The sequence below is a fragment of the Pelagibacterium luteolum genome, from assembly GCF_900100665.1.
In the GTDB taxonomy this organism is placed as follows: domain Bacteria; phylum Pseudomonadota; class Alphaproteobacteria; order Rhizobiales; family Devosiaceae; genus Pelagibacterium; species Pelagibacterium luteolum.
Genome location: NZ_FNCS01000002.1, coordinates 204220 through 220147, shown reverse-complemented (window position 1 = coordinate 220147; position 15928 = coordinate 204220). Strand labels below are relative to the sequence as shown.

Below are 15928 nucleotides of genomic sequence, written 5' to 3'. Positions count from 1 at the left end.
TTTCTTTACCCTATTGCCGGTAATGTTACCTTCCGCTCGACATTGACGACGCTCCGGTTTTCGCCCCATGCCCACCGCCGATACGCTTTCTGGCGCTAATTCAGCTCCGAACCGCTCGCCGGGGCGTGATCGAGGCTGGGCCGATGCTGCGCTGGCCGCGTATCTTGGGGCAATGCCCGACATTCTGGTATCGCAGCCGATTTTTCATGATTTTCCAGGGGCGATCGACATCGAGGTAGCGACCTCGGTGTGGACGTGGCTGGCCCGTGACGTTGGCGCGTCGCCCGCTGCACGATTGGGCGACGCCATCATGGCCGGAGCCGAGCCCAAGGGTGCGTTCGAGCAGTTGCTGCCGGAGTTTCTGGAGGCGCTGAAGGCCAATGATGTCGCCGAAAAGGCCGACTTCGAACTAACCCGGCGCAACACCATCCAGATGGGTGGCCAAGATGCGCGAAAGAGCCTGCCGGTCATCATCATGGCACTGCGTCGACAGGCCCTGCTGATCCAGGCGGCGCGGTTCGGCACTGCGGTGGGCAATCTTGGTGACGAGGGGGCTCTTGCGACGGCCCTACAGACGATCACCATCACAAACCCGGTGACCCGCGCGCTCTGGATGCAGGCCATGGTGGGGCACATGAGTAACCCCAGCCGCATGTTGGCGGCGGTGGTTTCGCTGTCAGGCGGCCAAAGCGAGGGCCATGTGGTCGCGGCGGGCTATGGGCCGCTGGTCGAGGCGGTGCTGAGCCGCGCGCAGGGACAGATCGGCAAGCTTGTCAGCCAGCCTTCGGTGTTTTCGGATGTCGACTTCGCCTGCAAGGCGATCGACCGGTTTCACAGGCTGATGCGTGCCCTCAACTATAATCTCGAGATCGAAAGGCGCTCGCGCTGGGGGAAGATCATCACCGATCTGACCGGCCGGATATCCGAGCGGCTGGAGCGTCCCGTGCGCGAGATCAACGGCAACATAACCCAAGCCCTGCGTAAGCCGCGCGAAGGCGCCGATTTCATCGATCATGACGATGTCTTACAGGGGTTTAACGGGCTCTATCTGCTGATGACCGTGCGCAATTCGCGAGATTCGCTGGCAGTCAACGCGCTGCTCGACAAAGCGTGGAGCGATACCGGGCAAACCTTGGAAGTCTTGATGTCTCGCGCGCTCGATGCCTACCGCGCCGACCCCGGAAATGCGGCGGCGCGAGACCGCGTCGATGCGGGGATCAAGATGGCCGAAATCCGCTTCAACGCCGAGTATGCAGACATTCTGCGACGCGCCCGTGATTTGGCGAGCAAGCGCGCCGTCAGCTCGTAGGAAGCGGCTTTAATCGAGCTGGGACGACGGCCAGACCGTCGCGCACATAGACCGTATCGCCGTCTGAGAGGCGATCTCCCGTAGCGAGGATTTCTATAGCCGACGAGGTTCCGACAACGACGACGCCAACTGCGGCGAGGGGTGAGCGCTCATCGGTGTTGAGAAACACAAGACACCCCGGATCGAACGTACGCGCGCTTTCCAACGTCAGAGACCAGCGGACTTGACCTGGACCAAAGCGGTGGCCGAGATAGGATGGCAATGGATCGGGACGGACGCTCGAGACGGCTGTCGGCACCAAGGGCTCGAGCCTCACAGGAAGCATGCAGTGCTCCTGGGCGTAGCGGCTGAGATGATCGGGCTCGGCAGCGCCACTCACAAGCACTCCCAAGATATCGAGATGGTTATGGGCGCGCGGGGCCAGCGCCCGCTTGCCCTCGGGTCGACGGACGAATCCGGCCAGTCCCGTCGCGCCGGGCCGGGGCAGGCGCGTAATGCGGGCGGGGCAGACCCATGCGGGCGCGGCGGAGCGCTCGCGAGGTGCGGTCACGGTCAAAAGACCGTCCGGCGTTTCAAAGACCGGATCTATACGCGGGTCCGCGACGAGGATTTTGTCGCCAGTGCCGTCGTCCGAAAGAACGGCCCTACCGTGATCCGCACAACCCGTAAGACTTTGATATCCAGCCACCGCACCGGCGAGTTTTATGTCGGGGCGGTCCCCGTCAGCCATCACCTGCTGGGCGTCCTTGTCCCAACGCACGCCGCCGCCTGATTTCAGCCAGAGATCGAGATCGGGCTGCCATCCGCCAGATACGATCAGTCGATGGCAGACGAGGCTATCCTGCGTTGCCTTGCCGTTGAGGCTATCGATGAGTTCGACGCGCAGGGCGCCATTTTGCGGGGTTGCCGAAGCGATCGAGACGCCCCAGCCTAAGCGATATCCGTAAGCCTTGCAGAACTCGATAAACCGGGTTTGGGGCGCGTGGCGTGGATCGGTCGTGCGCTCGATACTGCGTTCGGCGGCGGCGCCGAGCAAGGCCATGCGATAACCCGCATTGGTTCCTGTGTGGACGTGCGCCGTGCCCGCCGGCCAGACATTGTAGCGCGCGGCGAGCCGCCACGCGGCGGACGCCTCGATTACCCCCGGCAGCAGATTACCCGGAAATACGGGTAGACGGCCGCTGGCGCCGGTGGCCAAAACGATAGTGTTGCCGGTGATGGCAAGATGTTCCGGCTCCGGCATGCCGCCGGTGCGCGCGATCCGAAGGGCACGAAGTGTGGTGCCCTGCAGGTCGAAAGCCATGGTGTCGAGATAGACTGTGATGAGGTTGGATGAGGCAATCTCACCGGACAGTTTGGCGATCAATTCGTCTGGAACAGGCTCCCCATCGGCGCGCCCGAAAAACGGCGATATGCCGCCCAGAACCGGTTCGCGTTCGACAATGGTAACCCTCAATCCCTGCTCCGCAGCGGCAAGCGCGGCGGAGAGGCCAGCAACGCCACCGCCCACGACAACGATTTCGGTAGAGGATTGGCGCGAGGCCGGGGTGTCGATCCATCCGCCAGGGGCGGGGTCCGTATCGGTATAGGTGAGACCAAGACTTGTCTTGTGCGTCATGAGACGCCCAGCCCATCCGGCCGATTTACCCCGCGTCGTCCCCAATGACACGAAATTGGCGCCATCGACGGTTGGGCATAAATCCATGGGCATGGCGAGGTCGGGCCGGGCCTCGTTGCCGACGAGGCAGATGGGTGGCGCACTTGCCGCGTCGAGCGTCAGCGGGCTGCTATCGGCCTTCCCTACCGCCGTGACGCCGTTTGCAAGGAGCGCCGAGAGAACCGTGTCGCCAGCATAGGCCGCATAGGTGCGGCCATCGAGGCGAAAGCGTATCGGCCTGGCGCGGTCGATGACCGGTTTGGCAAATTCGGGCGGCACCACGCCGCCAAGTCTGTTGGGCCCGGCACTCATCGTTCATCTCCGAGGCGACCGGGAACATATTCGGCAACCTCCACGCGCGGCTGGCGCAGGTCGGCGGCGTGAGCTGCGGCCCATTCGGCTTCCACACCGCTTGCATCGCCTGCGATGAGCCGGGCGAGCATGGGTGCAAATACCAGATCGAGAGCGCCAAGCCCGGCAATGATAAACATCCGCGAGCGACGGGGCGTGCCGATCACCGGCGCCCCATCGTGGGTGTGCAGACATTTGAACCGGGTCTTGGCGGCGAGGCGCGGTGCGATGGTGCGCGGCATGCTGGCGCGGATGCGATCCAGACCCTTTTCGTCTTCATCATAAGCGGTGGCGATGAGTTTCCCGGTCGTGTCGCGCAGCATAGTCGCACCGCTATCGAGGTCGATAGTGACTGCATTGCTCATGGGCGGGACAGGCGATGTGTGGATGCCGATAGCGTTGGCCATGCTGGCAAATCCGGCCACATCCTCGGCCGACAACCGGTCGACGATCGACTGATCGTCGGCCAGGACGACAAGATCGAAATTGGTCGCACCAAAGCTGGCGCTGCCGTCCCGGCGCACCTTAAGCCCACTAGCGGAGTTCACGATCGCAACATTGGCGGCGGCCAACCATGGTGCTGCTGCGCCCTTAAAGGCATCACCGTCGAAGGCCCAGGCATCGCGGACCCTGATGGCTGAACTGTCAGGGATCGCGTGTGCCGGTTCGACGGCATGGCCAAAGCCAGCCATCAGATGACGCATATGGCTCAGAGCGTTTCGCGCCGCGGGCGAACGCGCGCCGAATATAACGTCCGTACGGCGCGCGAGGCGTGGTGCGATACGCGAGAGGCGACGCGCAGCCGGGGCTGCGATCTCGGTCAGCCGGGCCCATGTTTCCGGACGCGTGATCGGCGCGACGGACAGGGACGGGGGCAGCGAAAGGCGGTGAGAATCGTGCGGCGCGGAGACCAGCACAATTGCTCGTGAGTGGTCAGCGGCCAGAAGGCCTGCTAAGAGCCACGCGAATGGTGTCGAACCGACGACGGCAATGGTTTTGGCTTGCGCAGTCATATCGGTCGTAAGATGTCCTCAGAACCTGGAGGGCGGGCGAAAACTTATGGGTGCGGCAAAGCGCGCCCCGGACAAAGCCTTTATTCCGCACGGGTTTGGCCTATAGAAACGGTCTCACAATGGTTTTCAAGGGTTAGCCTCTATCTTGCTCTGGATTTTCGTAATTGGGTTGGCGCTGGTGTGTATCGGCGTGCTGTGGGTCGGTATGCGGCGCGGCCAGAAGGTTACCGGCGACGCTGTGGCGCCCGACGCCGCGCTCGCCTTTTTCCGCACCCAGCTCGAGGGAATCGATCGCGACGTCGAGAGCGGGCGCATGTCCCCCGAAGAGGCTGATGCTGCGCGCGCCGAGCTTGCCCGTGAGGTGATCCGGCACGAGAAGGAGACCGCGGCCGTCCGGCCCGGTCGCAGCGGCAGGCTGGTGCTCATGGGTACTCTGCCGGTGGTCGCCGCCGCAAGTATCGGGCTCTATGCGCTCATCGGCCGCGCCGATCTTCCAGCGCAGCCACTGTCAGAGCGCGAGACGTTCGTGCCCGACGCCCAGATCAGCATCGAAGACGCCGTGGCGCGCGTCGAGGCGCAGATGGTCGAGACGCCAAATGACGTGCGTGGCTGGCTGGTTCTGGCGCCAATCTACATGGAGCAGCAGCGATTTGACGAGGCCGTCGCGGCCTGGCGTCGCGTGCTGGAGCTCGAAGAGCCGACGCCCGATCGCCAGACAAGCCTCGCAGAGGCCCTCGCCATGGCCAATGGCGGAGAGCCCACAGAGGAAGCGACGGCCCTGCTTTTCGAAGCGGCCGAAGCGGACCCAACGCATGTGCGGTCGCGATTCTATCTCGCCGGTCAGATGACCCAAGCCGAAGATTACGAGGAGGCAGTTGCCATGTGGCAGGAATTGCTGGCCATCGGGACGGGTGAGGAAGCCTGGATCCCAACGGCGCGGCAGGGACTGGTCGCAGCGCAAGCCGGGCTTCAGGGTACGACGCTCGGTGACAGCGAGCCGGACGCCACCATGGATGTGATGATCCGCGGTATGGTCGACGGAATGGCCGCACGCCTGTATCAAGATGGCGGCAGTGCCGACGAATGGATGCAGCTCGTCCGATCGCGTCAGCAACTCGATGGCGACGCAGCTGCGCTCGAAGACGTCGAACGCGGTCTCGCCGCACTTGAGGGCCAGGATCGGCTGGCGCTGCAAACTTACGCACAAGACCTTGGACTGAATTCGGAGCAATAGAGATTGGCCTGGACCCGCAAGCAGAAACGACTTGGCGTTATCGCCGGACTCGGACTCGTGCTGGCGTTGGCCGCCGGCCTGATCCTGACAGCGTTGCGCGACCAGATCGTCTTCTTCTATTCGCCGACCGAAATCGCCGAAAACGGCGTGGCCAATGGCACACCCATCCGCCTCGGCGGCCTGGTGATGGACGGAAGCTGGGAGCAGAACGGCGAAACCAATGTTTTTGTCGTGCATGATGGCGAGAGCCAGATGACGGCGCTTTTCAACGGCATCCTGCCCGACCTGTTTCGCGAAGGGCAGGGCGTGGTCGCCGAGGGCAGCATGCAGCCCGACGGCACGTTCCTCGCCACCAATGTGCTCGCCAAGCATGATGAGACCTACATGCCGCGCGAAGTGGCCGACACGCTACGCAACGAAGGCGTTTGGCAAGGCGAGGGGAGCTAACCGCCGTGATCATCGAACTGGGACATTTCGCGCTGATCCTCGCCTGCATCCTCGCGGCAGCACAGGCGATTATCGGGTTTACGCTCTGGCGCGGAAACGCCTTGGCAGATCGCTTCGTGAGCCAGGCGGCCATTCTGCAGTTTGCATTGGTCGGCTTTGCGTTTGCTGCGTTGTGCCAGGCGTTCATGGCCGATGATTTCTCGGTCCAACTCGCGGTCTCACATTCCCACTCGCTGCAGCCGATGCTCTACAAATTCACCAGCGTCTGGGGCAATCACGAAGGCTCCATGCTGCTCTTCGTGCTTATCCTCGTGCTGTTCGGTGCAGCGGTAGCAGCGTTCGGGCGCAATCTGCCGTCCGATCTGCGCACATTGGTCCTGTCCAATCAGGGCATGATGGTCGCCGCATTCTCAGCTTTTGTGCTATTCACCTCGAACCCGTTCTGGCGCCTCGACCCGGCGCCGTTTGACGGGACCGAACTCAATCCCGTGCTGCAGGACATCGGCCTCGCGATCCATCCTCCATTGCTCTATCTCGGCTATGTCGGGTTTTCGATTTGCTTCTCGTTCGCCATGGCGGCACTGATCTCCGGCAAGATCGATGCGGCCTGGGCGCGTTGGGTGCGGCCATGGACACTGGCGAGCTGGGCATTTCTGACTCTGGGCATCGCCATGGGCTCATACTGGGCCTATTACGAGCTTGGCTGGGGTGGCTGGTGGTTCTGGGATCCCGTCGAAAATGCCAGCTTCCTGCCGTGGCTTTCCGGCACGGCGCTGCTGCACTCTGCGATCGTTATGGAAAAGCGTAATGCGCTAAAGGTCTGGACGATCTTTCTGGCCATCATCACGTTCTCGCTGAGCCTGCTGGGAACCTTCCTCGTGCGCTCGGGCATTCTGACCTCGGTCCATTCCTTTGCGTCGGACCCGACAAGGGGCATGGTCATTCTGGCGATGCTCGCGGCATTGATCGGTGGGGCCTTCACGCTGTTTGCGCTGCGTGCATCTGCCTTGCGCTCGGGCGGTCTGTTTGCGCCGATTAGCCGAGAAGGCGCCCTGATCCTCAACAATCTTTTCCTGTCCGCTGCAACCGCCGGCGTGCTTGTGGGGACGCTGTATCCGCTGGTGCTGGAATCGCTCACGGGTGCGCGGATCACTGTTGGTGCCCCATTCTTCGACATCACCTTCGGTGCGTTGATGGTGCCGCTTCTCCTGCTTATCCCGTTCGGGCCCTTCCTTGCCTGGAAGCGTGGCGATTTGGGCGCCGTGACCCAGCGATTGATGGCGGCGATCATCGTTACCGTGATCATCAGCCTGGTCGTCTATGGTTTCATGGGCTTTCCAATCTCACTGGCGCCCATCGGACTGGCCATAGGCTTCTGGGTGATGGTCGGGGCGATCGCAGACCTTGTCGATCGCGCTGCCTTTGGGCGCACCGGTTTCCGGCAGAGCATGGCGCGCCTCAGGGGGCTGCCGCGTACGGCATGGTCGACCGCGCTGGCCCATTTCGGCATGGGCGTCACGGTGCTGGGCGTGGTCTGCGCCACGGCCTTTCAGACCGAGATCGTGACCTCGATGCGCCAGGGCGAGACTGTCGATATTGCGGGGTATTCGATCACTTACGAAGGTGAAATCCACACCGATGGACCCAATTTCAGTGCCGACCGCGGCAGCTATGCGGTGATTTCGCCTTGGGGCGGAGAGCGCACTATTACCTCGGAGCGCCGCGTCTATCCGGTGAGCGGAACGCCGACCACCGAGGCGGGGATCGGCACGTACGGGTTCAGCCAGATGTATATCCAGTTCGGCGAACGGGTCGGTCCGGACGCGCGCGTGGCGCGGCTGTGGCACAAGCCCTATGTCCTGCTGATCTGGCTCGGGACCATAATCATGGCGTCGGGCGCGTTCCTGTCGCTGACCGATCGCCGCATGCGCGTCGGCGCCCCCGCAAAGCCTCGGCGCAAGGCGAAACTGGCGGGAGCGAACAAATGATGCGGTTTGTGATGGCTGTTATTGCGGCATGGTCCCTGATGGCGCCGGGCGTAGGGTTCGCCGTCCAGCCAGACGAAGTGCTGGACAACCCGGTTCTCGAGCAGCGCGCACGGTCCATCTCCGCCAATCTGCGGTGTCTTGTCTGCCAGAACCAGTCCATCGACGATTCCGACGCCGAACTGGCGCGCGATTTGCGATTGTTGGTGCGCGAACGCTTGGTCGCTGGCGAAACCGATACCGAGGTTTATGACTATGTCGTGGCCCGCTATGGGGAGTTCGTTCTGCTGCGGCCAGTGTTCGCCGGGCATACGATCGTCCTGTGGGTGGCGACCCCAATTCTCCTCATCATCGGACTGATTGTAACGATTGTCAGCGCGATGAGGCTGCGCAAGCACAAGACCGAGCGAACCAAGCTAACAAAAGAAGAAGAAAAAGCGTTGGCTCAACTTAGAAAAGGCTAGCTCTCCGGGGCTTGTCGGGACTCGACCCCTCTGCCACAAAAGCGCAGAGGAGCCCGCCAGCCTATGCCTTTCGATCCATTACTGTTCTTGCCCGACGGCATGTCTCCATGGCTTGCCGTAACGCTGGTCGCCTTCAGCTTTTTGACATCGGCCATCACGGCTGTCTTTGCGCTCGGGGGCGGCATTGCAATGCTCGCTGCTCTGGGGCTGGCGCTGCCCCCGGCGGTACTCATTCCCTTTCATGGCTGTATCCAGCTCGGATCAAATGTCGGCCGGGCGGTGATTCAAAGGGTTCATATCCAATGGCATCTGGTGCTCTGGTTCGGCGTCGGAACGGTCATCGGATCGCTCGTGGGCGGCAGCATTGCGGTATCGCTGCCCGATAATCTGTTTCGAGTGCTGATCGCCGCCTTCATTCTCTACAGCGTCTGGGGACCGCAGCCGCGCGTATCCGGGCGCGGGCCGATCGCCGACCTCGCCGCGGGCGGGATTATCGGAGCGCTGGGCATGGTCATCGGCGCCATCGGGCCTTTGGTCGCCAATTTCCTCCGCAAGCTCGAAGATCGTAGGGAGTTGATCGCGACCCACGCAACGCTCGTCGGCATCAACAACGTTGCCAAGATCGCGTCCTTCACGATCTTTGGTGTCGTGCTGGCGCCCTATGTGCCGCTCATCATCGCCATGGTGATCACCGGCCTGCTCGGGACGATGGTGGGCACGCGCATGCTCGACGCGATGCCGGAAGCCCAGTTTCGCAAGATATTTAAGATCGTGATGACCGTTCTCGCGCTCGAAATGCTGCGACAAGCGGCGTTCGGATAAGCCATACTTCCGCCCGGTCCATTACGAAGATTTAATCTCGGCGCAACTGTGCGGAAAGCCGGGGCTTACTACATAGTGATCCAACACCAGACATTACTGTGTGTGAGAAGAGGATAGTTTTCATGCCCAATATGCTTTCTACACCGAAGCGCAAACTCATTGCGGCATCGGGTATCGCGATGATCGTCGCCGCCGGCACCCTTGGCGCCGGATTTATGAATACCCAGCCTGCCATCGCCCAACAGGTGGGTGAGAACGTGGGCAACCCGCCAATGACGGGTTTTGCGGATCTCGTGGAATCTGTGTCGCCGGCAGTCGTGTCGGTCCAGGTACGTAGCGAAGTCCCGATGCAGCAGATGCAGCGCGGCGGCCCCAACTTCGAGTTCGAGTTCCCCGATCTGCCTGAAGACCACCCGCTGCGTCGTTTCTTTGAGCAGTTCGAAGAGCCCTTCAATTCGCCAGAATCCCAGCGGCCCAACCGTCCGCGCGAGTTCATGCAGGCTGTTGGCTCGGGCTTCATCATTTCTGCTGACGGCTATATCGTGACAAACAACCATGTCATCGAGAATGCGTCGGAAGTGACCGTGCTGCTCGAAGACGATACCGAACTGGCAGTCGATGTCGTGGGCACCGATCCGCGCACCGATCTGGCCCTGCTCAAGGTCCGTGAAGAGCGTAGCGATCTGCCTTTCGTTGAGTTCGCCGATGCAGAAGCGCGCGTGGGCGATTGGGTCGTTGCGGTCGGCAATCCATTCGGCCTTGGCGGCACTGTAACAGCCGGTATCGTCTCGGCGCGTGGCCGCGATATCAACGCATCCTACTATGACGACTTCCTGCAGATCGACGCAGCGGTCAACCGCGGCAACTCGGGTGGCCCATCGTTCAATACCGAAGGCCAGGTCGTCGGCGTCAATACAGCCATCTTCTCGCCTTCGGGCGGCAATGTGGGTATCGCCTTCGCCATTCCTGCAGCTACGGCACAGACCGTGATCTCACAGCTCGTCAACGATGGCGTTGTGACTCGCGGGTTCCTGGGTGTGTCCCTGCAGGACCTCAATGACGAACTGGCCGATGCACTCGGTCTTGCCAATGCCAATGGTGCGCTCGTGACCGAGCCCATCGAAGGCGCACCGGCTGCTGACGCAGGCGTTGAGTCGGGCGACGTCGTCGTTTCGGTCGATGGGCAGGGCGTCAATAATGCGCGTGAACTCTCGCGCGTCATCTCCCAGCGTTCGCCTGGTACGTCCGTCGAACTTGGCATCATCCGTGATGGTGAGGAACTCGATATTTCCGTAACGCTCGAGCGGCTTGCAGAAGAAGAGACGGAACAGCCTACCCCGCCCGCAGACGTTGAAGAGCAGGAACCCGAAGCTACTAGCTCCGATATCGGGATTTCGGTCATGACCAATCCCGAAGGCGAGGGCCTGGTGGTGGAATCGGTTGATCCCAACGGTCCTGCTGCTGGACGCGGCATCGCCACCGGTGATGTAATCGAACAGGCCAATGGCGGCGCTTTAAGCGCTCCAGAGGACCTCGATGCAGCGATCGATGCTGCGGCCTCCGAGGGCAAGACGGCTATCTCCTTGCGGGTGATCCGCGACGGTACGGTGCGCTTTGTCGGTGTACCGCTCGAAGTCCAAGAATAAGCCTAATGAGCCGGCCCCTTTGCGGGGCCGGTTCCCATTCCGGGGGCAAGACGTTGAAAATCCTGGTCATTGAAGACGATCGCGAGGCCGCGTCCTATCTCATCCAGGCGCTCGATGAGGCTGGTCACGTCTGCCACCATGCGACGGACGGCGAGACCGGCTATGCCATGGCGTCAGGCATGGAGTATGAGGTGTTGATCGTCGACCGCATGCTGCCGCGCCGAGATGGTCTCTCCATCATCGAGTCCCTGCGCGCCGAAGGCGACAATACGCCCGCGCTGATCCTGTCGGCACTTGGCGAGGTCGATGATCGTGTGACGGGTCTCAGGGCTGGCGGTGATGACTACCTGGTCAAGCCCTACGCCTTTTCCGAACTCCTCGCTCGCATCGAAGTCATGGCGCGCCGTACCGCGCCGAGCGAGGCCGCAACGGCTTATCAGGTCGGTGATCTCGTTCTCGACAGGCTGTCCCGTAAGGTCGAGCGCAACAACGAGACGATCCAGCTTCAGCCGCGCGAGTTTCGGCTGCTCGAATATCTCATGAAGAACGCCGGTCGCGTCGTGACTCGCACCATGCTGCTCGAGAACGTCTGGGACTATCATTTCGACCCCCAGACCAACGTCATCGACGTCCACATGTCGCGCCTGCGGGCAAAGGTCGACAAGGGCCACGAACGTCAGCTTCTGCAGACGGTTCGTGGTGCGGGATATGTGATCCGTGACTGAGAGCGCGCCGCGCAATTTCTCCCTTCGCAATCTCTGGCGCACGACCACCGTTCGCCTGACGGCGATGTTCATCGCCATTTTCGTGGGCTTTGCTATCGTGCTGCTCGCGCTCATCGCCTATCAGACGTCGATCCAGATCCAGCGCGAGCAGTTCCGCGAGGTCGAGCGGGAGATCACACAGATCAGGCTGCTGGCGAGCCGGTCGGGTGTCCGCACGTTGGCCTTCGCCGTTCAGCGCCTGGCCGATCGGCCGGGTCCGGGCATTTATTATCTCGGCGACCCCACCGGCATGATGATCGCTGGCAACGTCACCGAATTTCCGCCTGCGGTATTGGCGGAAACCGGACGGTTTGAGCTGCAATACGAACGCGGCCGTGAAATCTATGGCGGGCCCGAGGATGAGGTTCAGACTCACGGTACCGCCGTCGTCGAATCCATGGAGCTCTCGAACGGGCTGCGGCTGGTTGTCGGACGCGACGTGGGTGAGCGCCGAGGGTTCAATGCGATCATCCTGCGCACATTTTTTGCCGGCGCGGTCGGTATCATCCTGCTCTCGATTCTGGCGGGTGGGTTCACTGTGCGCTACGTTCTGCGCCGCATCGACGGCATCACCGGCACCTCGAGCAAGATCATGTCCGGCAGCCTTTCGGAGCGCGTGCCCGTGACGGGACGCAATGACGAATTCGATGCGGTTGCAACCAGCCTCAACGCCATGCTTGAGCGGATCGAGAAATTGATGATCGGGCTCAAGGAGGTCACCGACAACGTCGCGCACGACCTCAAGACCCCGCTCACCCGCCTGCGCAACAGGGCGGAAGCGGCCCTTCGGGACAATGCAGATCCTGAAACACAGCGGGCGGCGCTGGAAACCACCATCGCCGAATCCGATCAGCTCATACGCACCTTCAATGCCCTTCTACTCATTGCGCGCGCCGAGGCGGGAACCTCGACAGGAAGCTTTTCCGACATCGATTTGAGTGAAGTGGTCGCCGATGTTGCAGAGCTCTATACGCCCGTCGTCGAGGATGCGGGCATGGAACTTGAAACGGCGGTCGAACCGGGTCTCAAGCTTCACGCAAACCGTGAACTCATTGGTCAAGCCCTTGTGAATCTTGTCGAAAACGCCATAAAGTACGGCCATATCGAGGAGCGCGAGGGCGGGCGGATCATCGTGTCCGCGCGCAGTGAAGCGGGGAGGATCATCATTGAAGTGGCCGACAACGGACCGGGGATACCCGACGCCGATAGAGCACGCGTCTTCGAGCGCTTCGCTCGGCTTGAGGCGAGCCGCACCGAACCGGGCGCGGGGCTCGGCCTCGCTCTGGTGTCAGCCGTTGTCCGCCTGCATGGTGGCGATATCGTTTTTGAGGACAACGCGCCGGGTGCCAGGGCCGTCATCACCTTTCCTGTCAGGTAAGGCTCTATCCCAATGAGTTCGCTGGCATCGCAGCTAAAAGCCCTGCCCATGGCAGAGGCCGCGAACAATGATGACGGTCTGACCGGCACCATCTTTGCTACGGCGCCGTACCTGAAGGAGTTGGCCGACCGCAACGCCGATTGGCTGGCAGAAGCCATGGCCCAGACGCCGGAAGCGAGCTTTGCCAGGATCATAAAGGATATGGTTGAGGCGGGCACCGAGCGCGAGGAAGCCGGTCTCGCCGCGCGGTTGCGCATCGGCAAGGGACGCGGCGCATTGCTTTCGGCGATTGCCGAAATCGGCGGCGTCTGGACAGCGCGTGAAACTACGCGATGCATGTCCGACCTCGCCGACGCGGCGCTTGAAGCGACGCTGGATTTCCTCATGGCCGAGGCGGCTCGTTCCGGAAAACTCGCCTTAGCTGCGGACAAAGCCAACGCTGCCAATTCCGGCCTCGCGATATTCGCGCTGGGAAAGCATGGCGGTCAGGAGCTCAATTACTCCTCCGATATCGATATCGTCGCCTTCTACGATCCTCATCTATCCGTGCTGGCTGAGGGCGAAGATCACAATAAATTCTACGTCCGTTTGATCCGACGGCTCGTTTCGATCATGCAGGACCGGACGGGCGATGGTTACGTTTTTCGCACCGACGTGCGCTTGCGTCCGGATCCGGGCTCCACGCCCGTGGCAATATCGGTCGACGCGGCGCTGAGCTATTATGAATCGCGTGGGCAGAACTGGGAGCGTGCCGCCTGGATCAAGGCGCGTCCCTGCGCGGGCGATATCTCGGTTGGCAACCAGTTTCTCAAGGAATTGGCGCCGTTCATCTGGCGCAAGCATCTCGATTTCGCGATGATCGCCGATATCCAGGCGATGAAGCGCCAGATCAATATTCACCGCAAGGTCGGCGAGCAACGTGTACTCGGGCATAACGTCAAGCTTGGGCGGGGTGGCATCCGCGAGATCGAGTTTTTCGTCCAGACACAGCAATTGATCGCTGGTGGCCGCGACCCTGACTTGCGCGTGCGGCCAACGGTTGCCGCGCTCCGCGCACTTGTCGAAGGCAAGTGGATCAGTGCCGAGGCGGCAAACGATCTCGAAGAGACCTATTGGTTTCTCCGCGCCGTCGAAAACCGCCTCCAGATGCTCCGCGACGAACAAACCCACGTAATGCCGGAGACCCAAGAAGGGGTCGACGATATCGCGCGCCTCATGGGCTCGGTCAGCCGCGCGGCATTTGAAGCCGACTACAGGGCGGCGCTCGCGCGGGTAAGCGACTATTATGCCGAACTGTTCTCCGAAGGCGAAAGCCTTTCCGGCGAGTTGGGCAATCTGGTCTTCACCGGCTCGGACGACGACCCCGACACACTGGAAACGCTCGCTAATCTCGGCTTTTCCGATCCGGCCGCGGTGTCTGCCACAATCCGCAAGTGGCACTATGGCGGGTATGCCGCGACCCGAGCGGCCAAAGCGCGAGAGCACCTGACCGAACTCATTCCGCTGCTGCTCAAGACCTTCGCCGAGAGTGGAAACGCCGATATCGCATTTGCCCGCTTCAACGATTTCCTGACGCGCCTGCCGGCAGGTGTGCAGATGTTCGCGTTGCTGCGCAACCACGAGCATTTGCGCCAATTGCTGCTCGATTTCATGTCGTCGGCACCTCGATTGGCCGAAGCGATCATCCATCGCGCTCATGTTGTCGACGGGTTGATCGACCCATCCTTTGCCGGGGACATAGCAACTTCCGATACCCTTGTGGCCAGCGTCGATGCGTTTCTCGCCGACGCGCGGTCCTATGAAGATTTGATCGATCGGGCGCGGATCATCGGCCAGGAGCAGAAATTCCTGATCGCCGCGGGCCTTGTGGGCGGTGCCTTGAGCGCCGAGCAAGCCGGGCGGCAGTTTACGGCACTCGCCGAAACCCTCTTGGCGCGTTTGTTTGCCTCCGTCCGCAAAAGCTTTGCCGAACGTCACGGTGTGATCGACGGCGCGAAAGTTGGGCTTCTGGGCTTTGGAAAGATGGCCAGTCGCGAAATGACGCTGACCTCCGACCTCGATTTCATCATGCTCTACGACGTGCCGGAGGGGAGTGCGGGATCGGATGGTGAGCGCCCGCTCGACGTCTCGACGTATTTTACTCGCCTCACCCAGAGGCTGGTATCGGCCATCTCGGCGCCGACCGCGGAAGGCGTGCTTTACGAAGCCGATATGCGCCTCAGGCCCTCGGGCAATGCCGGCCCCCTTGCGACGAGCCTCAAGCGCTTCCGCTCCTACCAGCGCGACGAAGCGTGGACCTGGGAGCATCTTGCCTTGACCCGCGCCAGACTGATCCTTGGCGATCCGGGTCTCGATAAGCTTGTGGTTAGCGAAATCGCCGAGGTTCTCAGCAAGCCCAGGGACCGCAACAAGATAATCGATGACGTCATTGAAATGCGCGCGCTCATGGCGAAAGAACGCCCGCCCCGTCACACCTTTGATCTCAAACTTCTCGATGGCGGATTGGTCGATCTCGAGTTTATTGCGCAGACCGCGCAATTGCTCGAAGGCGCGAAACTCGATTGCCCTCAAGCGCCGCCTGCAAAAGTGCTGCTGCGGTTGGCCGAAACCACGATACTGCCTCAAGGGGAAAGACTGGCAGAAATCCACGCGACATACGCAGCGATCCTGCAGCTGATGAGCGCATGCCTTGTTGATCCGCTAAAGGACGAAGGCTGGACCCCCGCATTCCGAGAACTCGTGGCCCGTCGCACGAACTACCCCGACTTCGCCCGGCTGGAAGCGGACATCGTCGTTATGCGGCGTGACGTCGCCGATGCCGCTAAGGCATTCTACGAGGCGATGAGAGAGGAATAGGC

General features: G+C 61.7%; 12 protein-coding genes. 10 read left to right on the top strand and 2 right to left on the bottom strand.

The window, feature by feature from the left end:
• Positions 1-67 precede the first annotated feature (67 nt).
• Entirely contained in the window at positions 68-1309 is a 1242-nt protein-coding gene (locus BLR31_RS05060) for a hypothetical protein (protein ID WP_090592919.1), read from the top strand.
• On the opposite strand, the gene BLR31_RS05055 is transcribed toward BLR31_RS05060, so the two are convergent.
• On the bottom strand, positions 1299-3278 hold the full coding sequence (locus tag BLR31_RS05055; RefSeq protein WP_090592917.1) for an FAD-dependent oxidoreductase: 1980 nt from the start codon (positions 3276-3278) through the stop codon (positions 1299-1301). The two genes, BLR31_RS05060 and BLR31_RS05055, sit on opposite strands and share 11 nt — an antisense overlap.
• The gene (locus BLR31_RS05050; protein WP_090592914.1) at positions 3275-4330 is read right to left on the bottom strand and encodes an FAD-binding oxidoreductase/lyase; all 1056 of its coding nucleotides are present in this window, start codon (positions 4328-4330) and stop codon (positions 3275-3277) included. The genes BLR31_RS05055 and BLR31_RS05050 overlap by 4 nt, the downstream gene beginning before the upstream one ends.
• A 145-nt stretch (positions 4331-4475) precedes the next feature.
• On the opposite strand from BLR31_RS05050, the gene ccmI reads away from it, so the two are divergent.
• The 9 genes from ccmI to BLR31_RS05005 all read left to right on the top strand — a co-directional run bounded on the left by ccmI (position 4476) and on the right by BLR31_RS05005 (position 15926).
• Positions 4476-5564, top strand: a complete 1089-nt coding sequence (ccmI, locus tag BLR31_RS05045) for a c-type cytochrome biogenesis protein CcmI (protein WP_244504946.1) — start codon at positions 4476-4478, stop codon at positions 5562-5564.
• Positions 5565-5567: 3 nt separating this feature from the next.
• Positions 5568-6011, top strand: coding sequence for a cytochrome c maturation protein CcmE (gene ccmE / locus BLR31_RS05040; protein ID WP_090592913.1), 444 nt, complete (start codon positions 5568-5570; stop codon positions 6009-6011).
• A 5-nt stretch (positions 6012-6016) separates the two neighbouring features.
• Positions 6017-7999, top strand: coding sequence for a heme lyase CcmF/NrfE family subunit (locus BLR31_RS05035; RefSeq protein WP_090592910.1), 1983 nt, complete (start codon positions 6017-6019; stop codon positions 7997-7999).
• Positions 7996-8460, top strand: a complete 465-nt coding sequence (locus BLR31_RS05030; RefSeq protein ID WP_090592906.1) for a cytochrome c-type biogenesis protein — start codon at positions 7996-7998, stop codon at positions 8458-8460. The genes BLR31_RS05035 and BLR31_RS05030 overlap by 4 nt, the downstream gene beginning before the upstream one ends.
• A gap of 63 nt (positions 8461-8523) precedes the next feature.
• The gene (locus tag BLR31_RS05025) at positions 8524-9282 is read left to right on the top strand and encodes a sulfite exporter TauE/SafE family protein (protein ID WP_090592902.1); all 759 of its coding nucleotides are present in this window, start codon (positions 8524-8526) and stop codon (positions 9280-9282) included.
• A gap of 122 nt (positions 9283-9404) precedes the next feature.
• Complete coding sequence (locus tag BLR31_RS05020; RefSeq protein ID WP_090592899.1) at positions 9405-10928, top strand: Do family serine endopeptidase; 1524 nt, start codon at positions 9405-9407, stop codon at positions 10926-10928.
• A gap of 5 nt (positions 10929-10933) precedes the next feature.
• Positions 10934-11653, top strand: a complete 720-nt coding sequence (locus tag BLR31_RS05015; protein WP_176762517.1) for a response regulator transcription factor — start codon at positions 10934-10936, stop codon at positions 11651-11653.
• Positions 11646-13070, top strand: coding sequence for a HAMP domain-containing sensor histidine kinase (locus BLR31_RS05010; protein WP_090592895.1), 1425 nt, complete (start codon positions 11646-11648; stop codon positions 13068-13070). The genes BLR31_RS05015 and BLR31_RS05010 overlap by 8 nt, the downstream gene beginning before the upstream one ends.
• Before the next feature lie 12 nt (positions 13071-13082).
• Positions 13083-15926 (top strand): bifunctional [glutamine synthetase] adenylyltransferase/[glutamine synthetase]-adenylyl-L-tyrosine phosphorylase, encoded by a 2844-nt coding sequence (locus tag BLR31_RS05005; RefSeq protein ID WP_090592891.1) that lies wholly within the window; start codon positions 13083-13085, stop codon positions 15924-15926.
• The last annotated feature ends 2 nt before the right edge of the window (positions 15927-15928 follow it).